Source organism: Streptomyces sp. NPDC045846 (assembly GCF_056431605.1).
This window is the reverse complement of record NZ_JBWKKJ010000002.1, coordinates 95,250-118,752: the sequence shown is the minus strand read 5'-3', so window position 1 is coordinate 118,752 and position 23,503 is coordinate 95,250. Positions and strand designations below refer to the sequence as shown.

The 23,503-nt window shown below is 70.9% G+C and carries 22 protein-coding genes and 1 riboswitch; of the genes, 11 read left to right on the top strand and 11 right to left on the bottom strand.

Annotated elements, in window-relative coordinates:
• Positions 1-67: 67 nt before the first annotated feature.
• The 5 genes from AC07F3_RS05525 to clpS form a co-directional block, all read right to left on the bottom strand.
• Positions 68-1,048, bottom strand: coding sequence for an ABC transporter substrate-binding protein (locus AC07F3_RS05525; RefSeq protein WP_479110773.1), 981 nt, complete (start codon positions 1,046-1,048; stop codon positions 68-70).
• A 38-nt stretch (positions 1,049-1,086) separates the two neighbouring features.
• Positions 1,087-1,205, bottom strand: a riboswitch (cobalamin riboswitch).
• A gap of 31 nt (positions 1,206-1,236) precedes the next feature.
• On the bottom strand, positions 1,237-1,659 hold the full coding sequence (locus AC07F3_RS05520) for a M67 family metallopeptidase (protein WP_479110771.1): 423 nt from the start codon (positions 1,657-1,659) through the stop codon (positions 1,237-1,239).
• 85 nt (positions 1,660-1,744) lie between these two features.
• Positions 1,745-3,202: an amino acid permease gene (locus AC07F3_RS05515; protein WP_479110770.1), complete on the bottom strand. Its 1,458-nt coding sequence runs from the start codon at positions 3,200-3,202 to the stop codon at positions 1,745-1,747.
• A 319-nt stretch (positions 3,203-3,521) separates the two neighbouring features.
• On the bottom strand, positions 3,522-4,103 hold the full coding sequence (locus AC07F3_RS05510) for a DUF2017 domain-containing protein (protein WP_479110769.1): 582 nt from the start codon (positions 4,101-4,103) through the stop codon (positions 3,522-3,524).
• Positions 4,103-4,408 carry an ATP-dependent Clp protease adapter ClpS gene (gene clpS / locus AC07F3_RS05505; RefSeq protein ID WP_114036636.1) on the bottom strand — a complete coding sequence of 102 codons (306 nt, stop codon included), beginning with the start codon at positions 4,406-4,408 and terminating at the stop codon, positions 4,103-4,105. The genes AC07F3_RS05510 and clpS overlap by 1 nt, the downstream gene beginning before the upstream one ends.
• Positions 4,409-4,643: 235 nt before the next feature.
• On the opposite strand from clpS, the gene AC07F3_RS05500 reads away from it, so the two are divergent.
• Together AC07F3_RS05500 and AC07F3_RS05495 are read left to right on the top strand one after the other, a co-directional pair.
• Positions 4,644-5,972, top strand: a complete 1,329-nt coding sequence (locus AC07F3_RS05500; RefSeq protein WP_479110768.1) for a nicotinate phosphoribosyltransferase — start codon at positions 4,644-4,646, stop codon at positions 5,970-5,972.
• Positions 5,973-6,097: 125 nt separating this feature from the next.
• A complete protein-coding gene (locus tag AC07F3_RS05495) occupies positions 6,098-6,685 on the top strand; it encodes an isochorismatase family protein (protein WP_479110767.1) in 588 nt (195 codons plus the stop codon).
• Between the two features lie 8 nt (positions 6,686-6,693).
• Here AC07F3_RS05495 and AC07F3_RS05490 read toward each other — a convergent pair whose 3' ends face one another.
• Together AC07F3_RS05490 and AC07F3_RS05485 are read right to left on the bottom strand one after the other, a co-directional pair.
• On the bottom strand, positions 6,694-6,993 hold the full coding sequence (locus tag AC07F3_RS05490; RefSeq protein WP_479110766.1) for a hypothetical protein: 300 nt from the start codon (positions 6,991-6,993) through the stop codon (positions 6,694-6,696).
• Positions 6,994-7,129: 136 nt separating this feature from the next.
• Positions 7,130-9,520, bottom strand: coding sequence for an immune inhibitor A domain-containing protein (locus AC07F3_RS05485; RefSeq protein WP_479110765.1), 2,391 nt, complete (start codon positions 9,518-9,520; stop codon positions 7,130-7,132).
• A gap of 420 nt (positions 9,521-9,940) precedes the next feature.
• On the opposite strand from AC07F3_RS05485, the gene AC07F3_RS05480 reads away from it, so the two are divergent.
• Complete coding sequence (locus AC07F3_RS05480; RefSeq protein WP_479110763.1) at positions 9,941-10,267, top strand: hypothetical protein; 327 nt, start codon at positions 9,941-9,943, stop codon at positions 10,265-10,267.
• On the opposite strand, the gene AC07F3_RS05475 is transcribed toward AC07F3_RS05480, so the two are convergent.
• Both AC07F3_RS05475 and AC07F3_RS05470 read right to left on the bottom strand, forming a co-directional pair.
• The gene (locus AC07F3_RS05475) at positions 10,253-11,053 is read right to left on the bottom strand and encodes an RDD family protein (protein WP_479110761.1); all 801 of its coding nucleotides are present in this window, start codon (positions 11,051-11,053) and stop codon (positions 10,253-10,255) included. The genes AC07F3_RS05480 and AC07F3_RS05475 overlap by 15 nt on opposite strands.
• Positions 11,054-11,155: 102 nt before the next feature.
• Positions 11,156-12,523: an RDD family protein gene (locus AC07F3_RS05470; RefSeq protein WP_479110760.1), complete on the bottom strand. Its 1,368-nt coding sequence runs from the start codon at positions 12,521-12,523 to the stop codon at positions 11,156-11,158.
• 268 nt (positions 12,524-12,791) lie between these two features.
• Here AC07F3_RS05470 and AC07F3_RS05465 point away from each other — a divergent pair, with 268 nt between their 5' ends.
• On the top strand, positions 12,792-13,958 hold the full coding sequence (locus AC07F3_RS05465) for a hypothetical protein (RefSeq protein WP_479110758.1): 1,167 nt from the start codon (positions 12,792-12,794) through the stop codon (positions 13,956-13,958).
• A gap of 199 nt (positions 13,959-14,157) precedes the next feature.
• Positions 14,158-14,646 (top strand): SsgA family sporulation/cell division regulator, encoded by a 489-nt coding sequence (locus tag AC07F3_RS05460; RefSeq protein WP_479110756.1) that lies wholly within the window; start codon positions 14,158-14,160, stop codon positions 14,644-14,646.
• Positions 14,647-14,656: 10 nt separating this feature from the next.
• Here the strand turns inward: AC07F3_RS05460 and AC07F3_RS05455 are convergent, their stop codons facing one another.
• On the bottom strand, positions 14,657-16,024 hold the full coding sequence (locus tag AC07F3_RS05455; protein WP_479110754.1) for an FAD-binding oxidoreductase: 1,368 nt from the start codon (positions 16,022-16,024) through the stop codon (positions 14,657-14,659).
• Between the two features lie 98 nt (positions 16,025-16,122).
• On the opposite strand from AC07F3_RS05455, the gene AC07F3_RS05450 reads away from it, so the two are divergent.
• Entirely contained in the window at positions 16,123-17,763 is a 1,641-nt protein-coding gene (locus AC07F3_RS05450) for a tetratricopeptide repeat protein (protein WP_479110752.1), read from the top strand.
• 104 nt (positions 17,764-17,867) lie between these two features.
• Here the strand turns inward: AC07F3_RS05450 and hppD are convergent, their stop codons facing one another.
• A complete protein-coding gene (gene hppD, locus AC07F3_RS05445; protein WP_479110751.1) occupies positions 17,868-19,010 on the bottom strand; it encodes a 4-hydroxyphenylpyruvate dioxygenase in 1,143 nt (380 codons plus the stop codon).
• 121 nt (positions 19,011-19,131) lie between these two features.
• Between hppD and AC07F3_RS05440 the strand changes: the two genes are divergently transcribed.
• Genes AC07F3_RS05440 through AC07F3_RS05420 form a run of 5 tightly spaced genes read left to right on the top strand, consistent with a single transcriptional unit; the run spans position 19,132 to position 23,420 of the window.
• Positions 19,132-19,617 carry an Lrp/AsnC family transcriptional regulator gene (locus AC07F3_RS05440; RefSeq protein WP_114036625.1) on the top strand — a complete coding sequence of 162 codons (486 nt, stop codon included), beginning with the start codon at positions 19,132-19,134 and terminating at the stop codon, positions 19,615-19,617.
• A 27-nt stretch (positions 19,618-19,644) separates the two neighbouring features.
• Positions 19,645-20,292: an ABC transporter permease gene (locus AC07F3_RS05435; RefSeq protein WP_479110749.1), complete on the top strand. Its 648-nt coding sequence runs from the start codon at positions 19,645-19,647 to the stop codon at positions 20,290-20,292.
• A gap of 7 nt (positions 20,293-20,299) precedes the next feature.
• A complete protein-coding gene (locus AC07F3_RS05430; RefSeq protein ID WP_479111879.1) occupies positions 20,300-21,571 on the top strand; it encodes an ABC transporter ATP-binding protein in 1,272 nt (423 codons plus the stop codon).
• Positions 21,568-22,437 (top strand): ABC transporter permease, encoded by an 870-nt coding sequence (locus AC07F3_RS05425; RefSeq protein WP_479110747.1) that lies wholly within the window; start codon positions 21,568-21,570, stop codon positions 22,435-22,437. Before AC07F3_RS05430 ends, AC07F3_RS05425 begins: the two co-directional genes overlap by 4 nt.
• Positions 22,437-23,420, top strand: a complete 984-nt coding sequence (locus tag AC07F3_RS05420; protein WP_479110746.1) for a glycine betaine ABC transporter substrate-binding protein — start codon at positions 22,437-22,439, stop codon at positions 23,418-23,420. Before AC07F3_RS05425 ends, AC07F3_RS05420 begins: the two co-directional genes overlap by 1 nt.
• Positions 23,421-23,503: the final 83 nt, after the last annotated feature.

Sequence of the window (23,503 nt, the reverse complement as noted above, 5' to 3'; positions counted from 1 at the left end):
CGGCGCCACCGCGAGGCCGTGCGCCCGCTCCGGGGGCGGCGCCCCGGGTCTTCGGGTGCGGGCGTCCTCACCGGGCCGCCCCGGCGCGCAGCTGCGCGGCCAGCTTGGCCACCGCGTCCGGCGCCCGGACGCCGGTCACCATGTCGGAGAGGGGCAGGACGGCGAAGCGGCCGTTCTTGACGGCGGGGACGGAGGCGAGGGCCGGGTCGTCACGCAGGCGCTTCTTCTTGGCCTCCACGCTCGTGCCGCCGTAGTCGAGGATCAGGATGACCTCGGGCGCGCGGGCCACCACGTTCTCCCAGCTCGCGTCGCCGAAGGATTTGTCCTTGAGGTCACCGGCCACGATGTTGCGGCCGCCGGCCCGGGTGACGATGTCGTTGCCGATGCCCTTGCCGCCCACCGTGAACGCCGTCTTGTCGCCGCTGTCGTAGACGAAGACGGAGACCGGTGCGGCGCCCTCGCGCTCCTTCCGCGTCCGCGCGTTCGTGGCCTCGGCCGCGCGGACCCAGGCCTCGGCGCGGTCGGCCACCCCGAAGGTCCGGCCGACCTCGCGGACCTCCTGGTACACGTCGTCCATCGTGGTCGTGGGGCCCTTGGGGCAGTTCTCGACGTTGAGGCGGGACTTGATGCCGCTCTTGGCCAGGGCCTCGCGCCCGCGCCCCTCGTTCGCCGCGAAGGCGGAGGCGTAGCCGCCGTACACGTAGTCCGGGTTGGCCGAGAGGAGCTTCTCGTACGAGGGGTACTCGGCGGCCAGGACCGGAGCCGAGCGGTAGTCCGCCGCGTACTTCGGCAGCACCTGGTCGTCCAAGTAGGCCGTCCCCGCGAGGGACTTGGCGAGGCCGAGCTCCAGCATCACCTCGGTGGCGTGCTGGTTCATCGTCACCGCGCGCTTCGGGGGCGCGGTGAAGGTGGTGGTCACGCCGCAGTTGGTGACCGTGTACGGGAAGCCGGGGGCGGCGCTCCCGGCGGCTTCGGGCTTCGCCTGGGTGGTGCAGGCGGCGAGCGGGAACAGCAGGGCGGCGGCGAGTGCCGCGCGGCGCCAGAGCATGACGGAGCTCCTCCAAGGGGATTTCCACGTCCCCTGTCGTCGGGAGAAGGCGGCAGGTCAGTTCCTGGCTTCCGGCGCCCGCGGGGGCGCCGGTCACAGTGGCGGGACCGTGCCGGATTCGCACCGGCTTCCTGGGTCCTGCCGCCCCATGATCGAGATTGCGTACGGACAGTATGCGCGAGTATCCGTCAGTACGCCTCTACGACCCTTACGTCTTCCTCCGTGATCACGCCGTCCACGATGCGGTACGAGCGGAACTGGAACTCTCCCGCGCCGTCCGCGTCCGCCGTCGACACCAGGACGTAGTGCGCGCCCGGCTCGTTCGCGTACGTCACGTCCGTGCGCGAGGGGTAGGCCTCGGTCGCGGTGTGGGAGTGGTAGACGATCACCGGCTCCTCGTCGCGGTCGTCCATCTCCCGGTACAGCTTGAGCAGGTCCTGCGAGTCGAACTCGTAGAACGTGGGCGAGCGGGCCGCGTTCAGCATAGGGATGAAGCGCTCGGCGCGGCCAGTGCCCGCCGGGCCCGCGACCACACCGCACGCCTCGTCGGGGTGGTCGGCGCGGGCGTGCGCCACGAGCTGGTCGTACAGGGCCTGGGTGATGGTCAGCATGTCGGCAAGGATAAGCAGACGGGCCGCCCCGTATCGAGTGTCGATACAAAGCGGCCCGAATGCTGAGAACTACCAGGTCAGAGACTCACGTGCGCTTCGCGAACGCCTTGTTCTCCGGGTTCTTGGCCTTGAGGACCAGGTAGGAGACGCCGAGGATCAGGGCCCACAGCGGCGCGCAGTACAGCGAGACGCGGGAGTCCTTGTCGATGCCCATCATCACGATGACCATGAAGATGAAGAGCAGCGCGAACCAGCTGGTGTACGGGGCGCCGGGGGCGCGGAAGCTCGACTGCGGCAGGGCCCCGGTGTTCGCCAGGCGGCGGTAGCGGATCTGGCAGACCAGGATCATGATCCAGGCCCACATGCCGGAGATGGTGGCGAAGGAGACCACGTAGTCGAAGGCCTTGCCGGGCGCCACGTAGTTGATCCACACGCCGACCAGCATGAGCCCGGCGGAGACCGAGGTGCCCACCAGCGGAGTGCCGCTCCTGGTCAGCTTGGTGAAGACCTTGGGGCCCTGGCCGTTGAGCGCGAGGTCGCGCAGCATGCGGCCGGTGGAGTACATGCCCGAGTTGCAGGAGGACAGCGCGGCGGTCAGCACGACGAAGTTGACGATGCCCGCGCCGATGCCGAGGCCCATCTTCTGGAAGGCCGCGACGAAGGGGCTCACGCCCGGCTGGAACTCGTGCCACGGGACGACCGAGAGGATCATGATCAGGGCGCCGATGTAGAAGACGGCGATGCGCCACGGCACGGTGTTGATGGCCTTGGGCAGGGTCTTCTCGGGGTCCTTGGACTCGCCCGCGGTCACACCGACCAGCTCGACGGCGAGGAAGGCGAACATGACGATCTGGAGCGTCATCAGCGTGCCGCCGATGCCCTTGGGGAAGAACCCGCCGTCGTTCCAGAGGTTGGCGACGGTGGCGGTGTCCGCGGCGTCCGAGAAGCCGACGGTCAGGATGCCGGCGCAGATCAGGATCATGCCGACGATGGCGGTCACCTTGACCATGGAGAACCAGAACTCCAGCTCGCCGAAGAGCTTCACGGAGATGAGGTTCACGGCGTACAGGATGAGCGTGAAGATCAGCGCGTAGGCCCACTGCGGAATGCTGCCGTGGGTCCAGAAGGACATGTACTGGGCGGCCGCGGTGACTTCGGTGATGCCGGTGACGACCCAGAAGAGCCAGTACGTCCAGCCGGTCACGAAGCCCCAGAACGGGCCGACGAACTCACGGGCGTACTCCGAGAAGGAGCCCGACACCGGGCGGTACATGAGCAGCTCGCCGAGCGCGCGCATGATGAAGAAGATGACCAGGCCGGCGATGGCGTAGGCCAGGATGAGGCTGGGGCCGGCCTTCGAGATGGCCTTGCCCGCGCCGAGGAAGAGGCCGGTGCCGATGGCACCGCCGATCGCGATCATCTGGATCTGCCGGGCGCCGAGGCCCCGCTGGTAACCCTCGCCCTCGCCAGAACCGTGGGCGGTCCCCGCGGCCTCATTGCCGGCAGGACGGTCGTCGTGCTTGTCGACCTGCGCTGAGGTCATGGTGGTGCGCCTTTCTCCATGCTGACCCGTCCGCCTCGGTCACGAAGCGACGGATCAGGTCCTGATCCCCCCGGATGTGGATGGAGTGCCACCGGCGGTCAGCCGGTTAAAGCGCCCCCGGGGACATGGGTGGCGTCCCCGGGTGGTCGTGAAGATTTATCACGGCCTTATGGGTGATCCCCACCGGTCACTGTGGCGCACCCCACAGGAAGAAGCGGACAAAAGTCCCTCGACATGACAAAGCAGGTCGATGCGGTGATGGGATCGTTATACGGATTTGAGCGTCCGCTGAGCGAACGGTCATCTCCCGGTCGCCGGATCAGGGCATGAGCGTCTCGACGAGTGTTTCCTGGAGCACACCCAGCCACAGATAGGCCATCACCATCGGTTTGCGCGGATCGTCGTCCGGCAGCCGGTAGAGCTCGCCGCTCTCGTCCTCGTCGGTGATGTCGAGGCGGGTGGCGATGGTCAGGCGCAGGTCGTTGAGCGCGCCCAGCCAGTGCCGCGAGTCCTCGGCGGTCAGCTTCAGGACGGCGCCGCCGTCGCCCCGGGGGCTCAGCGCGTCGAGGCCGTGCACGACGGCGAGGGCGTCGCCCCGCTTGCGCGCCCGCAGGTCGTTCTCGGTGAAGCGCCTGAACTCGCTTGATTTGGCGCGCAGTTCGTCGCTCTCCTCGCTCGCGTACGCCTCCGGGAAGAGGCGGGCGAGCGCCGGGTCGGCGGGCGGCTCGCTCGGTCCCTCGGCGAAGAGCGCGGCGAGCGGGTCCTCGTCGTCTGCCGGTTCGTCGCCCGGGCCGATGAGTTCGAGCAGCTGGACCGCGAGCGAGCGCAGGATGGCGATCTCGACCTCGTCGAGCGCGACGGCCGCGCCACCGCGCGGCAGGGCTTCGAAATGCCCGGCCATCAGCCGCGGTCCTGGGTCAGCGTGGCCCACAGCCCGTAGCCGTGCATCGCCTGCACGTCCCGCTCCATCTCCTCGCGGCTGCCGCTGGAGACCACGGCCCGTCCCTTGTGGTGCACGTCGAGCATCAGCTTGTGGGCCTTGTCCTTCGAGTAGCCGAAGTAGGTCTGGAAGACGTACTGCACGTAACTCATGAGGTTGACGGGGTCGTTGTGCACGAGCGTCACCCACGGCACATCGGGCTCGGCCACGGGCCGGCTCGACTCCGCCGACTCCGGGCGTTCGATCTCTACGGGAGCAACACTCACAGCGCTGGGCGACCTTCGTCTCTTCTGCCGGGGGCCCGGAGGGCACCCCCGGAAATCACAGCCACGGCCTCCATGCTGCCACCCGGAACGGCTCATCGCACAAACGGGCCCCTAGAAATCGTCAGAGTGACGAGTATTCGGGGTAGCATCCCCCACATGCCCCTTCTTTCGGGGCGATCCCCAAAACCCCGGCCGAGCCGTGCTCGGCCCGGACGAAAGTGCGAGGTGGCTCGCTGTGAATGCCGCGGACCTTGGGCTGCCGGTGGACGTGCCGTCGACCGCGCTCTTCACCGACCAGTACGAGTTCACAATGCTCCAGGCCGCCCTCAAGGCGGGCACGGCCGAGCGGCGCTCGGTCTTCGAGGTCTTCACCCGCCGCCTGCCCGAGGGCCGCCGCTACGGCGTGGTGGGCGGCACCGGGCGCGTCCTGGACGCCGTCGAGAACTTCCGCTTCGACGCGGGCGTGCTCGGCTTCCTGCGCGACCACGGCATCGTGGACGAGCCCACCCTGCGCTGGCTCGCCTCCTACCGGTTCAGCGGCGACATCTGGGGCTACCCCGAGGGCGAGGTCTACTTCCCGGGGTCGCCGATCCTGCGGGTCGAGGGCTCCTTCGCCGAGTGCGTGCTGCTCGAGACCGTGATCCTCTCGATCCTCAACCACGACTCCGCCATCGCGGCGGCCGCGTCCCGGATGTCGGCCGCGGCCGGCGGGCGCGCGCTGATCGAGATGGGCGCGCGCCGCACGCACGAGCTGTCCGCGGTCGCCTCCTCGCGCGCCGCCTACGTGGGCGGCTTCAGCTCGACCTCGGACCTCGCGGCCGGCTTCCGCTACGGCATCCCGACCGTCGGCACCAGCGCCCACGCCTTCACCCTGCTCCACGACAGCGAACGCGACGCCTTCCGGGCCCAGGTCGACTCGCTGGGCCGCGGCACGACCCTCCTGGTGGACACCTACGACGTCGCCGAGGCCGTGCGCACCGCCGTCGAGATCGCCGGGCCCGAGCTCGGCGCGGTCCGCATCGACTCCGGCGACCTGCTCCTGGTCGCCCACCGGGTGCGCCAGCAGCTCGACAAGCTCGGCGCCACCAACACCAAGATCGTGGTCACCTCCGACCTCGACGAGTACGCCATCGCCTCGCTCGCCGCCGCGCCCGTGGACGCGTACGGCGTCGGCACCCAGCTGGTCACCGGCTCCGGGCACCCGACCTGCTCCATGGTCTACAAGCTGGTCGCCCGTGCCCAGTCCGCCGACCCGAAGGCCCCGCTGCACCCCGTCGCCAAGAAGTCGCTCGGCGCGAAGTCGTCGATGGGCGGCCGCAAGTGGGCCGCGCGCCGCTCGGACGCGTACGGCATCGCGGAGGCCGAGGTCATCGGGACCGGCGCGGTGCCGACCGCGCTCGCCGACCGCCAGCTCCTGGTCGAGCTGGTCAAGGGCGGCGCGGTGGTGGCCCGCGAGCCGCTGGACAGCGCCCGCGCGCGGCACATCGAGGCGCTGGCCGCGCTGCCGATGTCGGCGAGCCAGCTCTCGCGCGGCGAGCCGGTCATCCCGACCGAGTACGTCTGAGCCCCGCCTCCGGGCCGCGCGGCAGGGTTTCCGCCCCCGTTTGCCCCCTGCCGCGCGCCGATCGGAGTCTCTACGCTCAAGGAACAGCCCCAGATCCCGGGCCCGCAGACCGAAGGACAGCCGACATGCACCGCGCCTTGATCGTCGTGGACGTCCAGAACGACTTCTGTGAGGGCGGCTCCCTCGCGGTCGCGGGCGGCTCGGACGTCGCCGCCGCGATCACCGACCTGGTGGGCCAGGCGGCCGGGTCCGCCTACCGCCACGTGGTGGCCACGCGCGACCACCACATCGACCCGGGCGGGCACTTCTCCGACGCCCCCGACTTCGAGCACTCCTGGCCCGTGCACTGCGTCGCCGGCACGGAGGGCGTGGGCTTCCACCCCAACTTCGCGCCGGCGGTCGCCTGCGGCGCGATCGACGCGGTCTTCGACAAGGGCGCGTACGCGGCCGCCTACAGCGGTTTCGAGGGGCTCGACGAGAACGGCGTCTCGCTCGCGGACTGGCTGCGGGCCCGGCAGGTCGACGAGGTCGACGTGGTGGGCATCGCGACCGACCACTGTGTGCGGGCGACCGCCCTCGACGCGGTGCGGGCCGGGTTCGCCACACATGTGCTGCTCGACCTCACGGCGGGGGTGGCCGAGCACACCACGTCGGCGGCCCTGGAGGAGATGCGGGCGGCGGGCGTCGAGCTGTCGGGCAAGCCCGTGGTGTAGCCGCCCGGCTACTTCAGCAGGGCGCGTATCGGGTGCCAGAGCTCTTCCGTCGCCTCCGGGGCCGTGCGCCACAGCAGGCCGTCCGGATGGTGCAGGACGGCCGTGATCTCGTCCAGGGTCGGCGGCTGGGTCTGGCCGCGCAGGTACACCGCCCGCAGCCCCAGGTTCCGCAGCCTGGTCAGGGCGCGGGCCCGGTTGACGGCGTGCACCAGGACGCGCACGTCGGTGCCGGGCGCGGCCGGGTTCGGCAGCGTGAGCGCGACGACCACGCTGCCGCCTGGCAGCTTGCAGAAACCTCCGCCGGGCATGCCGGACCACTCCCCCTGTAAGACGATGCGTTGGACTCGCTGTCAATAAGGACTCGTAGGACGCACCTAAACACGACCGGCCGCCGCCCCGCTAGAGGGCGACGGCCGATCATGGTTTGACCTGCGGTTTTGAGAATTACTTGATCGAGGAGCCGACCTTCACGGTGATCGTCGAGCCGTCCAGCGGCTGGTTGACGATCGAGATGCGGGTCTTGGTGTCAGGAACCTTGACGCTCCCGGTCGGGTTCTCGGCGTACCAGTAGGTGCCGTGGTGGTCGTCGAAGATCGGGACGCCCATCTGGGAGTTGATCTTCGTGGCGACGTCCGCCTTGTGCAGCGTGAAGCTGTCCGTCGGGTACCAGCTGAAGGGCGCGTCGAAGGGCTGGACCTTGTTGCGGAGCAGCGTGCCGTCGGCCCACTTGAGCGGCTTGGCGTGCGCGTCGATCGGCAGGATCAGGCCCTGGCCCGGGTGGGCCGAGACGTTGTTGTCCTTCTGGGAGGTGTCCCAGAGCCAGATGAGCAGACCCTTCTGGTACGGGTAGTGCTCGACCCAGCCCGGCCGGGTCTTGGAGAAGCCGAAGTTGTACGGGCCGGTCTTGAGGGTCTGGTCGAACGAGACGTACTGGCGGTTCTCCGCGATGTAGTACTGCGGGTAGTCGTTGGTGAAGGACTCGCCGATGCGGGAGAAGTTCTTCGCCGTCCAGCCGTTGTCGTCGCCCTCGGCGCCGTCGGTGACGAGGGCCGTGCCGTCCGCCGTCACGGTGATCGCGTCGGCCGTGAAGCCCTTGCCGCCCGCGCCGCCGTCCGTCTGGTAGCGGAAGCGGAGCTGGATCTTCTGGCCCGCGTACTGGTCGAGCGGGAAGGACAGCTTCTTGTACGCGCCCGAGGCGTCGGTCAGGGCCGGCTTGTTGCTGGAGTCGCGCGTGATGGCCTTGCCGTCGGCGGTGCCGTCGATGGCGTTCCAGGTGGCGCCGTTGTCCGTGGAGACCTCGGTGTACAGGAAGTCGTAGTCCTTCTCGATGTCCCACCAGCCCGAGAGGTCCAGGGACGCCTTGGACCTGCCGGTGAGGTCGACCGAGCGGGTCAGGGTGTTGTTGAGGTTGTCACCCATGCCGCTCCACCACTGCTTGGAGCCCTCGGCGGGCTTCACGACGGTGGTGGTGACTTCCTTCTTGGGCAACTCCACGACCAGCGCCTGCTTGTCGTTGGTGTTGTACTCCGAGACGCCCAGCTTGACCGTCTTGTCCGTACCGGCCTTCACCGTCTCGGCGTTGAGCCAGCCGAGCTGCAGCTTGTCCCAGGCGGTCATGTCGCCGGGCAGGTCGCCGATGGAGTCCTTGCCGGTGCCGAGCCAGGAGCCGGCCGACATCAGGGACCAGAAACCGACCGAGTTCTCGGCGGTGTTGGTGGTGTCGTAGAGGTCCGGCAGACCGAGGTCGTGGCCGTACTCGTGCGCGAAGACGCCGAGGCCGCCGTTCTCCGGCTGCATCGTGTAGTCGCCGACCCACATACCGGTGTCGCCGATCTGCGTGCCACCGGCCTTGTTGTACGAGGGGCCGGTCTTGCCGGCGTCCGTGCCGTACGCGTACCAGCGGTGCGCCCACAGGGCGTTGGTGCCCTGGGCGCCGCCGCCCGCCGACTCGTCCTCGCCCGCGTGGACGATCTGGAAGTGGTCGATGTAGCCGTCGGGCTCGTTGAAGTTGCCGTTGTTGTTGTAGTCGTTGCGGTCCCACTGGTCGTACTGACTCAGGGTCGCCTTGATCTCCGCGTCCGTCTGGCCCTTGGCCTTCTGGTCGGCGACCCAGGCGTTGACGCCGTCGCGGACGGTGTCCCACACGTTGGCGCAGTTGGTCTGGCCGCAGTAGTTGGAGCCGTAGCGGGCCTCGTTGTAGGGGATCTTGACCCAGTCGGTGACCTGGCCGTCGACCGAGTAGCGACCCGAGGAGGTCTTCTCGTAGTACGTCTTCAGCGAGTTGGCGCCCTGACCGGAACCGAAGTACAGGTCCTGGTAGTGCTTCTGGTTGTAATCGGCCTGCCAGGCCGTGGAGTTGTCCTTCGCCCGGTCGGGCTTGGCTATCTGGTTGTGCGCGGGACCGGGTGTCCCCCCGTACTTGGGCTGCGGCGGCTTGGGGCCGTCGGGGCCGTCCGGGTCGTACATCGTGGTGTTGTCGACCTGGTCGCCGAACTCCACCAGGATCGTGAAGATCTTGTCGGTCTTCTGCCGGCCCAGCTCGACGTACTTCTTGTCGTCGAGCTTCACGACGTCGGAGCCGTTGCGCTTCTCGACCTTGTTCTTCCCGGAGATGACCCCTTCCAGCGCCGCCTGGCGCTGCTGCGCCTGCTGGTCGCTGAACGGGCCCTTGAGGTTGTGCTCCTGGCCCTTGGCCGTGGACGGGTCCTGACGGACGACGGCCACCGGAGCCTTCGAGTCCGCCTGGGCCGTGGCGTATGCCGAGCCCGTGGCGCCGGCCGTGGCGAGAGCCACGAGCACGGCGGCGGCTCTTGCCGCCTTCCTGCTGCTGGTCACTTGATGATGTCCTCCCCCGCGGCCGGCAGGAACCGGGGGGTGAGGGGCTGGTTCCGGTGCTCGACACGCGTCTCAAGTGACCACATTGGACCGGAGTTACCAAAGAAAAGACAGATCTTGACTTGTTCGTGCCAAGTACATTATGCAGAAGGCCAGTTCCGCTATCCGAACGTAAAGACTGTGCTAACAGACCGGGACATCCGGTGCGCACGTCTCGGCATCCGGACGGAGCCGCCTCGGCGAATGACTCCGTGCGCCCCCCGTGCACCGGCACCGTGGGTTAGGTCACGCTTACCAACAGTTCCGCTCGGGCATGGACCGACGTAGAGTCGCTTGACAGTGCGATCCGGCTGGCACGACTGCCGGTTGAGAACGGTTGAGAGGCCCACCCCTATCCGAACCATGAGGACGGATAACGCCATGCCGCGTCCCACAGCCGCACAGCTCTCCTACGGTTCGGCCACCGTCGTCTTCTCGACCGTCGCCATGCTGCTGCTCTCCCGCACCGAGTCCGGCGTCGGGGTCGCGGTCATCGTGCTCGCCGCGCTCCTGCTCGGCCTGCTCGTCGCGGTGACGGTCCCCATGCCGCTGCCCCGCCGCTCGCGGGCGGACGCGAACGACCGCACGGCCCCGGCCGCTGGTGCGGCACCGGTGAACCGTGCGGCCGTCGTCGAGACCTCCGCCGTCCTGCGCGTTCCGGCCCCCCGCGAACAGCGGCCGGCGCGCGAGCACTCACTGCGCGGCTGAGACCACCACCGTCTTGCCGGCCTTGTCGTGCCAGCCCTGCCGGTACGGCTTGTCCGCCACGATCGTGATGATCAGGACGATGTCCCACAGGCAGTAGCAGCAGATCACGAACGGCGCCCACAGCACGGCGGCCCGCGCGAGCGCCGCGTTGGTGGTGGGGACGCTGCCGTCGTTGAGCATCGCGACCCGCAGCCCCAGCCACTTCTTGCCCAGCGTCTGGCCGGACTTGGACACCATCAGGGTGTCGTAGCCGATGTAGGCGGCGAGCGAGATCAGCAGCCACAGCAGGCCACTGCCGGAGTACGCCTTGCTGATCACCTCGGTGCCGGAGTCGCCGTTGTCCGTCGCGATGACGACGCGGTTGCTGGTCGCCCACTCGATCAGGCCGAGCGGCACCGCGATGATGAGGAAGTCGATGAAGCGGGCCAGGAACCGCTTGCCGAACTCGGCGAGCGGCGGCATCCCGGCCAGCGGGTCGACACCGCCGTACTGGCCCCCGTAGGGGTCGGAGGGCGGTGGCGGGGCGCTGCCGTACGGCGAGCCTCCACCGGGGGGAGGCGGCCCGCCGTACGGGCCGCCGCCGCCACCGGCCGGGGGCGGCGGAGCGCCGTAGGGGCCCGCGCCGCCGGGCGGCGGGCCCGAACCGTAGGGCGAGTCACCGGGCGGCGGCCCCGGGGGCGGCTGCGCACCGCCGTAGGGCGAGCCGCTCGGCGGAGGCTCTGACGGCTTCTTGTGGAAGGGGTCGTCCTCGGGCGGCTGACCGGGCGGCGGCTGATCGGTGCTCATGGCGGTAGTGCATCGCGCGCGCGAGGCGCGCGCAACGGTACGGACGCCGTTCGGGGTACGACCCGCCGCGATCGCGCCAACGGCCCCGACGCCCCTGGCCGGCTAGCCCTGCGCGACGAACGTGCGGGCCGCCTTGTCGTGCCAGCACTGGCGCCACGGCCGGTCGAACAGGCACCACGCCACGTTGACCACGCCGACGGCGAGCAGCCCGAGCACCCCGTAGACCAGCCAGCGGCGGACCGCCTGGCCGAAGGTCGGCGGCTCGTACGACTCGATGCCGCGCACCTGCACCCCGCACAGCTTCTTGCCGAGCGTGCGGCCCCACTTGGCGGTGGGCAGCGCCTCGTACAGCAGCCCGAGGACGAGGAAGGCGCCGAGCACGATGCCGAGGAAGCCCGCGGTCGTGCCGTCGAGGAGGTAGACGGTGACGGTCTGCCCCGACAGCTTCGCCGCGTCGATCTTCTGCTGGATGTGGTCGGCCGCCTGCACGACCAGGGGTACGGCGAGACCGCCGACGAGGGCGCCGAGCAGCGCGCTGTCGACGAGCCGCGCGACCAGGCGCCTGCCGAGCCCGGCGGGCCTGGCCGAGGCCTGGGCCTGGGCGGCCTGGAGGAAAGGGTCGGCGACGGGGGGCTTCCACGGCACGACCAATTCCTGCGGGTCGGGCTGGGCGAGTTGGTGCACCTGCTGGGCCCAGGAGGTGGCGCCTCCCCCGGGCCCCGCCGTCATCGGCGAACCGGGCACGACGGGAGCGGCCTGCGCGGGAGCGGCCTGCGGTTGCGGCCGCGCGGGTGCGGGGGCCTGGGCGGGCGTGGCGTACGGACCGGCCGCGCGCTCGGCCGGGGCCGGGTGGACGGGCGCCGGGTGGACCGGGTCGGCGGGGGCGGGCAGTTGGGCGCGCGCGGGCGGCGGCTCGACGGCGGCGGGCGGCACCGCACCCGCCGCCCGTGCGGGCTGCTGCTGGTGCGGCACCGAGCCGCCGGGCCACGCGGGGGCGGCCGGTTGCGCGGGCGCCGCGGGGTCGGGGCGGCGGGGGTCGGGGAGGCGGCGCGGGTCGGCCGCTTCGGGCAGGCCGCGCGGATCGACCGGCTGGCCCCACGAGACGCGGCGGTCCTGGTCGCCGCCGAAGCCCGACTGGTGGACGGCGTCCGCGTGCCAGGCGGGCTGCGGCGCGCCCTGGCCCCGCGCGCTGGAGGCGGGCGAGGGGTCGGGCTCGTCGAGGAAGACCGGGCCGGTCTCCTCGGCGGGCGGCACCGGAAGGGGCGGCGCGGAGGCGAGGGCGGGGGCGGGCGCGGGGGCGGCGCCCGCCGGCACCGCGGGCTGCGCCTCACCCGGGGCGGGGGCGGGCCGACTGGTGCCGGGCACCCAGGAGACCCCGTTCCAGTACCGGACATATCCGGGAATGGAGGGGTCCGGGTAATACCCTTCCCGGGCTACGCTCCCGCCGCTGTCAGGAGGAACCGTCGCCATGTCTCCAACTCCGTTCCGATCCAGCACACTTGATCTCTGCCGCGGCACGCCGCCCGGCCCTGGCACCGGCCGGGCGCTTCCGCTTGTCCCAGGAGGACAGTAACGAAGAACCCCGGGCGCGTAGGAAGAAGCCGGGGAGGAAGCCCGCGTACGGGCGACGGGCCCCGGCCGGGGGCGGGGCGGCGCGGCGGGGTCCCACCAGTGCGTACAGTCGTGGCGCGTCGAACTGGTGCACCCGGCTGGGCCGGGCGGGGAAAGCGAGTGAGCAATGCGTGTGGGGCCCGGCCGAACTGGTCACGACGAACCGGCCGTCGGCCCCCCGGAGCCGGTCTCCGCGCCGCGGCGGGCCTGGTCGGCCGTCGCGGCCTTCGCGGCGGTCCGCGCGCTCGGCCTGCTGGTCCTCGACCTGTGGTCGCGCGCCAGTGGCAACGACACCCACGAACTGCTGTCCGCGCGCTGGGACTCGCTCTGGTACGCACGCGTCGCCGAGTCGGGCTACGACTTCACGCTGACCGCCCCCGACGGCCGGGTCCTGTCCGACCTCGCGTTCTTCCCGCTGCTGCCCTGGCTGGAGCAGGCGGTCGCCGCGGTGAGCCCGCTCGGCGCCGGTGACGCGGGCCTGCTGATCAGCGGGCTCGCGGGCCTGGCGGCCGCCTGGGGCATGTATCTGATGGGCCATCACCTCTGGGGCCACCGGGCGGGGCTCCTCCTGGTGACGCTGTGGGCGGCGGTCCCGGTGGGGATCATCCAGTCGATGGCGTACAGCGAGGCGCTGTTCGTCGCGCTGGCCGCCTGGGCGCTGTACGCGATCCTGCGGCGCCGCTGGGTGGAGGCCGGGATCCTCGCCTCCCTCGCGGGGCTGACCCGCCCGGTGGGGCTCGCGGTCGCCGCCGCGCTGTGGGCGGGGGCCGCCGTCGAGGCGCGGCGCACCCGGCACGTCGGGGCGCGGATGCTGACCGGTGCGGTGCTCGCCCCGCTCGGCGCGGCGGGCTACGTCCTGTGGGTCGGCCTCCGCCGGGGCGGCCCGCTCGGCTATCTGGACGTCCAGGCGGAGTGGGGCAACGGCTTCGACGGCGGGCTGGCGTACGGGGAGTTCATCGTGGACCACCTCGGCGGCTGGCCCGTGGTGCTCGCCGGGATCGGCCTGATCGCGGGCACCGCGCTGGCCCTCTGGGCGTACGGAGCCTGTGTGCGCGGGCGCCAGCCGCTTGCGCTGCTCGTCTACACCGGCATCGTGCTGGCCCTGGCGCTGTGCTCGTCGGGCTACTTCGGTTCCAAGCCCCGGCTGCTGCTGCCCGCCTTCCCGCTGCTCGCGCCGGTGGCGCTCGCGCTGTCGCGGACGCGGGCGGCCCGCGCGGTGCCGGTGGTCGCGGTCCTCGCCGTGGGGTCGGCGGTGTACGGGGCGGGCTGGATCAACGGTTCGGGGCCGCCGTGAGGCGCGCGGGGAGGGCCACCGGCACGGGTTCCCACCGCCGTGGCCCGGCGCCGGGAGAAGTCCGCCGGAAAAATCTTGCCGAAGTCGCGTAATGGCCGCGGGGGAACGCGCTCTCACCCTGGACGGCCCGCTCCTGGGCCGCGTACGCACGTGCGGGCCCGATCGTGAGCCCGTACCGGGAAAGGGAAGAGAGACCCTCATGCACACCGTGGTGGAACGCGAACTCGAACTCAAACTGGTGCTGTCTCCCGAGCGCAGCATCCCCGTGCCGGCCCGGCTCAGCTACCGCACGGACGACCCCTACGCCGTGCACATCACCTTCCACATCGGCTCCGAGACCCCCGTCAACTGGACGTTCGCGCGCGAGCTCCTGGTCGAGGGCGTGTTCCGGCCGTGCGGCCACGGGGACGTGCGGATCTGGCCGACCAAGGTCGAGGGCCGCAGCGTGGTGTTGATGGCGCTCAGTTCGCCGGACGGCGACGCGCTGCTCGAAGCGCCCGCCCCGCAGGTCTCGGCGTGGCTGGAGCGGACGCTGCGGGCGGTGCCGCCGGGGTCCGAGACCGAGCAGCTCGGCATCGACGACGGCCTCGCCGAGCTGCTCGCGCCGGCCACCGGCCGCGGGGTGGACGAGCTGTGGCTGCGCGACCCGTGGCCGTCCGACGAGTCCCGTCCGGAGGAGGGTGCGTGAGGGGCCCGGTTCAGAACAGCTTGCCCGGATTCAGCAGGCCCAGCGGGTCGAAGGCCTGCTTCACCGCGCGCTGCATCTCGATACCCACCGGGCCGAGCTCGCGGGCCAGCCACTCCTTCTTGAGCACGCCCACGCCGTGTTCGCCGGTGATGGTGCCGCCGAGCTCCAGACCGAGGGCCATGATCTCGTCGAACGACTCGCGGGCGCGCCGGGACTCGTCCTCGTCGGAGGCGTCGAAGCAGACCACCGGGTGGGTGTTGCCGTCGCCCGCGTGGGCGCAGACGCCGATGGTCAGACCGTACTTGGCGGCGATCGCCGACGTTCCCTCGATCATCGCGGCGAGCTTCGACCGCGGCACGCACACGTCGTCGATCATCGTGGCCGATTTGATCGTTTCGAGCGCCGTGAGCGACAACCGCCGCGCCTGGAGCAGGAGTTCGGACTCGGCCGCGTCCTCGGCCGGGACCACCTGGGTCGCTCCGGCGGCGGTGCACAGCTCGCCCACGGCCGCGAGGTCGGCGGCCGGGTCCGGGGTGTCGAAGGCGGCGAGCAGCAGGGCCTCGGTGCTGTCGGGCAGACCCATGTTCGCCAGGCGGTTGACGGCCTGGACGGTCGTACGGTCCATGAGTTCGAGCAGCGACGGGGTGTGGCCGCGCTCCATGATCCGTACGACCGCCTCGCAGGCGTCCGCCGCCGAGCCGAACTCGGCGGCGAGCGCGAGCTGGGGCGGCGGCGCGGGGCGCAGGGCGAGCACCGCCTTCACGACGATGCCGAGGCTGCCCTCGGAGCCGACGAACAGCCGGGTCAGGTCGTATCCGGCGACGCCCTTGGCGGTGCGCCGGCCGGTGCTCATGAGCCGCCCGTCGGCGAGCACGACCTCCAGGCCGAGGACGTACTCCGCGGTCACCCCGTACTTCACACAGCACAGGCCGCCGGACGCGGTGCCGATGTTCCCGCCGATGGTGCACATCTCCCAACTGGAGGGATCCGGTGGGTAGTAGAGCCCGTGCTCGTGGACCCGGCGCGACAGGACGGCGTTGACGACGCCGGGTTCGACGACCGCGACCCGGTCGACCGGGTTGATCTCCAGGACCCGGTCCATCTTGACCAGGGACAGGACGATGCAGCCGTCGCTCGCGTTGGCCGCGCCGGACAGGCCGGTGCGCGCGCCCTGCGGCACGACGGGCACGCGCAGCGCCGTCGCGGTGCGCATCACGTGCTGGACCTCTTCGACGGTGCGCGGCAGCACGACCACGGCCGGACTGCCCGCCGCGCAGAAGCTCGCCATGTCGTGGGCGTAGGAGGCGGTGATGTCGGGGTCGGTGATGACGGCGTCCGCCGGGAGGTGCTCGCGCAGCCGTTCGAGAAGATCGTCCATGTCTTCAGCCTGGCACCCGGGGCCATCGGTGTGAACCCTTTCCCCGGTCGGTCGGGCTGGGCCGGGTGGGCTCTTCCTATTGACGCACAGTGAGCGCCATGGAGATCGCGAAGACCGAACAGGATGCGGACGCGGCGCGGCGGGCGGCCTGGGTGTCGGCCTCGGCCGCGGCCCAGCGGACCTCGCCGCGGTCCGGGCCGCCGCCCGCTCTGAAGCGCGCCGCGCTGGTGGCCCTTGCGGCGAGCGTGCTGGTCGGGGGCGTCCTGCTGCTCATGCCGGACGCCGAGGGGCCGCAGGCGCCGCCGCCCGCGCCGGGTCCGGCCGCGCGGGCCCTGACCGCGGTGACCTCGGGAGCGCCCGCGGCCGTGGGCGACCTGAACGCGCTCATCAGCGATCGGACCGCCTGGCTGCGCGGCCACCCCACGGACGAGGCGCAGTGGGCGGTGCTCGGCTCGGCCTATCTGGAACGCGGCGTGCGCGGCGCCGACTCCTCGTTCTACCCGCGCGCCGAGGAGGCGCTGCGGCACTCGCTCCAGGTGCGGCCCAAGGGCGGCAAGGAGAGCCTGGACGCCGAGATCGGGCTCGCGGCCCTGGCCAACGCCCGGCACGACTACGTCGCGGCGCGCTCCCTGGCCGAGTCGGTGCGCGCCCGCCGGGCGGACCGGTGGACGCTCTACCCCGTCCTGATCGAGGCGTACAACGGGCTCGGTGACGCGAAGGCCGCCGCGAAGGCGGTGGAGCAGGTTCTCGAACTGCGCGGCGGCTCGGCCGCGTTGACGCAGGCGGCCGAGGTGTACCGGCAGCACGGCTGGCGCGAGGACGCCTCGGCGGCCCTCGACGAGGCGGTCGGGCACGCCGCTTCGCCGGTGCAGAAGGCGGACGCGCTGGTCGCGGTGGGCGAGCTGGCGTGGGAGCGGGGCGAGCCGGAGAAGGCGGTGGCTCATGACGACGCGGCCCTGCGCGCCGATCCGGGCGCGCACGCGGCGCTCGCGGGCCGGGCCAGGGCCGAGGCGGCGCTCGGCCGCCGGGCGGACGCCCAGCGCGACTACCTGGCGGCGGTCGCGGTGCTGCCGCGCCCCGAATACCTCCTGGAACTGGGCGAGTTGTACGAGGCCCAGGGTCTGGACGGCGATGCGCGGACCTGGTTCGACAAGCTGCGCGAGCTGGCCGCGCGGGACGGCTCCAACGGTGTGGACGACGCCTTGGTGCTGGGCCGGTTCGAGGCCGACCACGGGGCGGCGCACACCGCGGTGGACCGGCTCGAAGCGGAGTGGAAGGCGCATCCGAGCCCGGCCGCCGAGGACGCGCTCGCCTGGGCGATGTACCGGGCGGGCGAGCCGGAGGAGGCGCTGGTCCACGCCCGCAAGGCGACCGACTCCGGGATGCGCGACGCCCTGTTCTCCTACCACCAGGCCACCATCGAGCGGGAGCTCGGCCAGTCGGGCGCGGCCCGGCGCCACTATCAGGACGCGCTGCGCACCAACCCGTACTTCTCGCCGCTGCTCGCGCCGCGGGCGAAGGAGGCGCTGGCGGCGCTCGGCGAGCCGGCGGACGGCGGCCCCCGCGACATGTACGGCTATGTGGCGGCGGCCCGGGCGGAGGCGGCGGCCGGGTCCGCGTCGTCGAACTCGGGCTCCGCGGCGTCCGGTTCGTCGAGTTCATCGGGTTCGACGGGTTCGTCATCGAGTTCGGGATCGAGGCGCCCCGCCAAGCCCCGGCCTTCCAAGCGGCGCGGCTGAGGCGCGCGGCTGGGTGAAGGAGTCGCGGCCCCACGGGTCAGGTCCGTGGGGCCGCAGACTGATGACGGTAACTCAATTACCGTGCAGGTGTGAGCAGTTGCAGGTCAGAGGTTGCCGCGCTTCTCCTGCTCGCGCTCGATCGCCTCGAAGAGGGCCTTGAAGTTGCCCTTGCCGAAGCCCATCGAACCGTGCCGCTCGATCATCTCGAAGAAGACGGTCGGGCGGTCCTGCACCGGCTTGGTGAAGATCTGGAGCAGGTAGCCGTCCTCGTCGCGGTCGACCAGGATCTTCAGCTCGCGCAGCGTCTCGACCGGCACCCGGGTCTCGCCGGCCCACTCGCCGAGGGTGTCGTAGTACGAGTCGGGGGTGTCGAGGAACTGCACGCCCGCCGCCCGCATGGCCTTCACCGAGGCGACGATGTCGTTGGTGGCGAGCGCGATGTGCTGGACGCCGGGGCCGCCGTAGAACTCCAGGTACTCGTCGATCTGCGACTTCTTCTTGGCGATGGCCGGCTCGTTGAGCGGGAACTTCACCTTGAGGGTGCCGTCGGCGACAACCTTCGACATGAGCGCGGAGTACTCGGTGGCGATGTCGTCGCCCACGAACTCCTTCATGTTGGTGAAGCCCATGACGTTGTTGTAGAACGCCACCCACTCGTTCATCTTGCCGAGCTCGACGTTGCCGACGCAGTGGTCGATGGCCTGGAAGAAGCGCTTGGGCGTCTCCACCATCGGCGCGGCGGCGACGAAGCCCGGCAGGTAGGGGCCGGTGTAGCCGGAGCGCTCGACCAGGGTGTGCCGGGTCTTGCCGTACGTGGCGATCGCGGCGAGGACGACGGTGCCGTGCTCGTCCTTGACCTCGTGCGGCTCCTTCAGGCCGGTGGCGCCGTGCTCGGTGGCGTACCGGTACGCGGCGCGCGCGTCGGGCACCTCGATGGCGAGGTCCACCACGCCGTCGCCGTGCTCGGCCACGTGGTCGGCGAGGAAGCGGCCGCGCTCGGTGGCGGGCTTGATGACGGAGGTGAACACGAAGCGGGCGGCGCCGCTGGTCAGCACGTAGCTGGCGGTCTCACGGCTGCCGTTCTCCGGTCCGGAGTAGGCGACCAGCTTCATGCCGAAGGCCGTCGAGTAGAAGTGCGCGGCCTGCTTGGCGTTGCCCACGGCGAAGACGACCGCGTCCATGCCCTTCACCGGGAAGGGGTCGGCCTGCCGCGCGGTTCCGGGGGTGTGATCGATGGTCTCAGTCATAGAGGGAGGGTCGCCCCAGGAGGCAAGCTGCGCAATAGTTCGCGCATTCACTGGTCAATCCGTACAGCGAACGGCCAGGATGGGGAGGCGTTCTGTACACGATGACCATCCGGAGGCCGCCATGTCGATCGATCATCTGGACGGGCGCCTGATCGTGCTGCTCGCGCGCGAGCCCCGGATCGGGGTCCTGGAGGCCTCCCGGCGGCTAGGGGTCGCGCGCGGAACGGTCCAGGCGCGGCTCGACCGCCTTCAGTCGAATGGAGTCATCCGCGGCTTCGGTCCCGACGTGGACCCGGCGGCGCTCGGCTACCCGGTCACCGCCTTCGCCACGCTGGAGATCAAACAGGGCCAGGGGGCCGACGTACGGGCCCACTTGGCGGGTGTGCCCGAGGTCCTCGAACTGCACACCACCACCGGTCACGGCGACATGCTGTGCCGTCTGGTGGCCCGCTCCAACGCCGATCTCCAACGTGTGATCGACCGGGTTGTCGGTTTTGATGGCATCGTCCGGGCCTCCACGGCGATCGTCATGGAGAACCCGGTCCCGCTGCGGATCATCCCGCTGGTGGAGCAGGCGGCTCAGGACTCCGTCCCCGGCGGTGCCTGACCCGAGACCGGACAGGGGTGAGCGGGCGTGGGCTTCTGGGACTACCTGGCCGGCCGGCACCAGCAGCTGCTCACCGACGCCCTCCAGCACGCGAGCGCGGTGTTCCAGTGCATGGTGATCGCCACCGTGCTCGGCATCGTCATCGGGGTGGTGACCTACCGCAGCGGCTGGGCGGCCGGCCTGGCCGTCACGTCCACCTCGACGGTCCTCACGATCCCCTCGCTGGCCATGATCGGTCTGCTGATCCCGCTGGTGGGCCTGGGCGTCGCGCCGACCGTCGTGACCCTGACCCTGTACGGGCTGCTGCCGATCGTGCGGAACTCGATCGTGGGCCTGCGCGGGGTCGACCCCGCGCTGGTGGACGCGGCCAAGGGCATCGGGATGTCGCGCGCCGCCCGCCTGCTGCGGGTCGAACTCCCGCTGGCCTGGCCGCCGATCCTCACCGGCATCCGGGTCTCCACGCAGATGCTGATGGGCATCGCGGCGATCGCGGCGTACGCCTCGGGCCCGGGGCTCGGCAACGAGATCTTCCGCGGGATCGCCTCGCTGGGCAGCGCCAACGCGATCAACCAGGTGCTCGCGGGCACCCTCGGCATCGTGGTGCTCGCCCTGCTCTTCGACGCGGCGTACGTACTGATCGGCCGTCTCACCATCCCGAGGGGGATCCGTGTCTGAACGATCCGTGTCCGAGCGGCCCGAGCCCGCGGGCACCGCGTCCGCGCCGGACGGCGCCAGGACGTCGGGGGCCTCCATCCAGCTGGAGAACCTCACCAAGCGGTACCCGGGCAACCCCGACCCGTCCGTGGACAGCGTCACCATGGAGATCAAGGCGGGCGAGACCGTCGTCTTCGTGGGCCCCTCGGGCTGCGGGAAGTCCACCACCCTCAAGATGATCAACCGGCTGATCGAGCCGACGTCCGGCCGCATCCGGATCAACGACGAGGACGTCACCGACATCGACCCGGTGAAGCTGCGCCGCAAGGTCGGGTACGCCATCCAGTCCTCCGGGCTCTTCCCGCACATGACGGTGGCCGAGAACATCGCGCTCGTACCGAAGATGGTCGGCTGGTCCAAGACGAGGGTGAAGGACCGGGTCGAGGAGATGCTCGACCTGGTCGGGCTCGACCCGCGCGAGTTCCACGGCCGCTATCCGCGCCAGCTCTCCGGCGGCCAGCAGCAACGGGTGGGCGTGGCACGGGCGTTGGCAGCCGACCCGCCGGTGCTCCTGATGGACGAGCCGTTCGGCGCGGTCGACCCGATCACCCGCGACCACCTCCAGGACGAGCTGATCCGCCTCCAGCACGAGCTGCACAAGACGATCGTCTTCGTCACCCACGACTTCGACGAGGCGATCAAGCTGGGCGACCGGATCGCGGTGCTCCGCGAGCGCTCGCACATCGCCCAGTTCGACACCCCCGAGGCCATCCTCACCAACCCGGCCGACGACTTCGTCTCCGGGTTCGTGGGCGCGGGCGCGGCCCTCAAGCGGCTCAACCTCACCCGCGTACGGGACGTGGAGATGGCGGAGTTCCCCACGGTCACCGTCGACGACCCGCTCCAGTCGATCTTCAACAAACTGCGCAGCGGCCCGCACAACGAGCTGCTCATGCTGGACCGCAGGAACCGGCCCTACAAGTGGCTGCGGCGCGGCGACCTGATGCGCGCCAAGGGCTCGCTCGCCCGGGCCGGGCAGATGGTGCACGACACGGTGACCCGGGACGCGACGCTGCACGACGCCCTGGAGGCGGTGCTCATCGACTCCGGCGGCCGGGTCGCGGTGACCGGGCGGCGCGGCGAGTACATCGGCGTCGTCGACATGGAGACGCTGATGAACTCCGTGCACGAACTCCTGGAGGCCGACCGGCTCGCCGCCATCGAGCACCAGCACGACCTCGAAGAGCTCCGCCACCACCAGACCGAACAGGAGCTGGAGGGCGGTGCGAAGGAGTCATGACGCCCAGGAGACCCGCCCCCGCCGAGCGCCCGCCGGGCGAGCACGAGGTCAAGGGCCACGCCTTCCGCGACGAGCTGGACGACGCGCTCGCCGAGCCCGAGGAGGCGGGCCCGGCCCCGGGCCGGCCGGCCCGCCGGATCACCTGGCAGAAGCTGGTCTTCCTGCCGCTCGTCATCGCGGTGGTCCTCGTGATCACGTACTTCTGGATCACCAACGCCCACCTGGACTCGATCGCGAAGAACTCCCTCGACAACGGCAACGTCCAGCTGCGGCTGTGGCAGCACGTGAAGCTGACGGCGATCTCCACGTTCTGGGTGCTGATCATCGCGATCCCGCTGGGCATCGCGCTGACCCGGCGCGGGGTGAGCCGGGCGGCCCCGCCGGTCACCGCCCTCGCCAACATCGGCCAGGCCACCCCGGCCATCGGCCTGCTGGCGCTCCTGGTGATCTGGCTCGGCATCGGGCCCGGCACGGCGGTCATCGGCATGGTGATCTACGCGGTGCTCCCGGTCCTCTCCAACACGGTGGCCGGTCTGAAGGCGATCGACCCCCAGCTCATCGAGGCGTCCCGGGGCATCGGCATGTCGGCGCTCGGCACCCTGGGCAAGGTCGAACTGCCGCTGGCGGTGCCGCTGATCCTCGCGGGCGTGCGCACCGCGCTCGTCCTGAACGTGGGCACCGCCACGCTCGCCACCTTCGGCGGCGGTGGCGGCCTGGGCGACCTGATCACCTCGGGCATCCAGACCCAGCGCATGCCGGTCCTGGTGCTCGGCTCGATCCTGACGGTCGCGCTCGCCTTGGTGGTGGACTGGCTGGCCTCGCTGGCCGAGGTGGCGCTGACCCCGCGCGGACTGGAGGTGGGGTGATGCGTCGGCTGCGTACGGCACTGGCCGCCGCCGGGGGCGCCCTGGCGCTGCTCTCGGTGGTGTCCGGCTGCGGTCTCAAGTCCGGTTCGCCGATGGTGGACGACGTGGTGCCGGGCTCGGTCGGCAAGGGCCTGCCCCTCAAGGGGGCCTCCCTGACGGTCACGTCGAAGAACTTCAGCGAGAACATCATCCTGGGCCAGATGGTCGGCCTGGTCTTCAAGGCGGCCGGGGCCGAGGTCCTCGACCGGACCAACCTGCCCGGGTCGATCAGCGCCCGCGAGGCGATCGTCAAGGGCGACGCGGACGCGATGTACGAGTACACCGGCACGGCGTGGATCACCTACCAGGGCAACAGCAAGCCGATCACCGATCCCCAGGCCCAGTGGCAGGCGGTGCACGACGCCGACCTGGGGAACGGGGTGACCTGGCTGCCCCAGTCGACCCTCAACAACACCTATTCGCTCGGCATCAGCCAGGCCAACAACGCCAAGTACCACCTCAGGACGATGTCCGACGTGGCCGCCCTGGCGAAGAAGGACCCCTCGGCGGTGACGATCTGCGTGGAGAACGAGTTCGCCTCCCGCGAGGACGGGCTGCCCGGCATGGAGAAGGCGTACGGGATGTCCATCCCGGCCTCCAACATCCAGAAGATGGACGCCGGGATCATCTATACCCAGGTGTCCAAGTCCAGCTCCTGCCTGCTCGGCGAGGTGTTCACCACCGACGGCCGCATCAAGGCCATGAACCTCGCCACCCTCCAGGACGACCGGCACTTCTTCCCCAACTACAACGCGGCGCCCGAGCTGCACAGCGGGACGTACGCCAAGTACCCGGCGGTCAAGGGCCTGTTGGACCCGCTCAGCGCGAAGCTCACCACGCAGGTCGCCCGGGAGCTCAACGCCCAGGTCGACGTGGAAGGACGGGACCCGCACGACGTGGCGCTCGACTGGCTGGTGCGGGAGGGGTTCATCAAGAAGGGGTGAGCCGCCCGCGCCGGAGCCCTGCTCGCAAAGAACTCGATGCAAAGGAGTTCATGCAAAGAAAGCGTTGCAACATGCTCTTTGCA

What these genes read in the sequence shown, in the direction of transcription:
- AC07F3_RS05525 (WP_479110773.1), bottom strand. Translation starts at nt 1,048, where the DNA reads ATGCTCTGGCGCCGCGCGGCACTCGCCGCCGCCCTGCTGTTCCCGCTC.
- AC07F3_RS05520 (WP_479110771.1), bottom strand. Translation starts at nt 1,659, where the DNA reads ATGCTGACCATCACCCAGGCCCTGTACGACCAGCTCGTGGCGCACGCC.
- AC07F3_RS05515 (WP_479110770.1), bottom strand. Translation starts at nt 3,202, where the DNA reads ATGACCTCAGCGCAGGTCGACAAGCACGACGACCGTCCTGCCGGCAAT.
- AC07F3_RS05510 (WP_479110769.1), bottom strand. Translation starts at nt 4,103, where the DNA reads ATGGCCGGGCATTTCGAAGCCCTGCCGCGCGGTGGCGCGGCCGTCGCG.
- AC07F3_RS05495 (WP_479110767.1), top strand. Translation starts at nt 6,098, where the DNA reads ATGCACCGCGCCTTGATCGTCGTGGACGTCCAGAACGACTTCTGTGAG.
- AC07F3_RS05490 (WP_479110766.1), bottom strand. Translation starts at nt 6,993, where the DNA reads ATGCCCGGCGGAGGTTTCTGCAAGCTGCCAGGCGGCAGCGTGGTCGTC.
- AC07F3_RS05480 (WP_479110763.1), top strand. Translation starts at nt 9,941, where the DNA reads ATGCCGCGTCCCACAGCCGCACAGCTCTCCTACGGTTCGGCCACCGTC.
- AC07F3_RS05475 (WP_479110761.1), bottom strand. Translation starts at nt 11,053, where the DNA reads ATGAGCACCGATCAGCCGCCGCCCGGTCAGCCGCCCGAGGACGACCCC.
- AC07F3_RS05470 (WP_479110760.1), bottom strand. Translation starts at nt 12,523, where the DNA reads ATGGCGACGGTTCCTCCTGACAGCGGCGGGAGCGTAGCCCGGGAAGGG.
- AC07F3_RS05465 (WP_479110758.1), top strand. Translation starts at nt 12,792, where the DNA reads ATGCGTGTGGGGCCCGGCCGAACTGGTCACGACGAACCGGCCGTCGGC.
- AC07F3_RS05460 (WP_479110756.1), top strand. Translation starts at nt 14,158, where the DNA reads ATGCACACCGTGGTGGAACGCGAACTCGAACTCAAACTGGTGCTGTCT.
- AC07F3_RS05455 (WP_479110754.1), bottom strand. Translation starts at nt 16,024, where the DNA reads ATGGACGATCTTCTCGAACGGCTGCGCGAGCACCTCCCGGCGGACGCC.
- AC07F3_RS05450 (WP_479110752.1), top strand. Translation starts at nt 16,123, where the DNA reads ATGGAGATCGCGAAGACCGAACAGGATGCGGACGCGGCGCGGCGGGCG.
- hppD (WP_479110751.1), bottom strand. Translation starts at nt 19,010, where the DNA reads ATGACTGAGACCATCGATCACACCCCCGGAACCGCGCGGCAGGCCGAC.
- AC07F3_RS05440 (WP_114036625.1), top strand. Translation starts at nt 19,132, where the DNA reads ATGTCGATCGATCATCTGGACGGGCGCCTGATCGTGCTGCTCGCGCGC.
- AC07F3_RS05425 (WP_479110747.1), top strand. Translation starts at nt 21,568, where the DNA reads ATGACGCCCAGGAGACCCGCCCCCGCCGAGCGCCCGCCGGGCGAGCAC.
- AC07F3_RS05420 (WP_479110746.1), top strand. Translation starts at nt 22,437, where the DNA reads ATGCGTCGGCTGCGTACGGCACTGGCCGCCGCCGGGGGCGCCCTGGCG.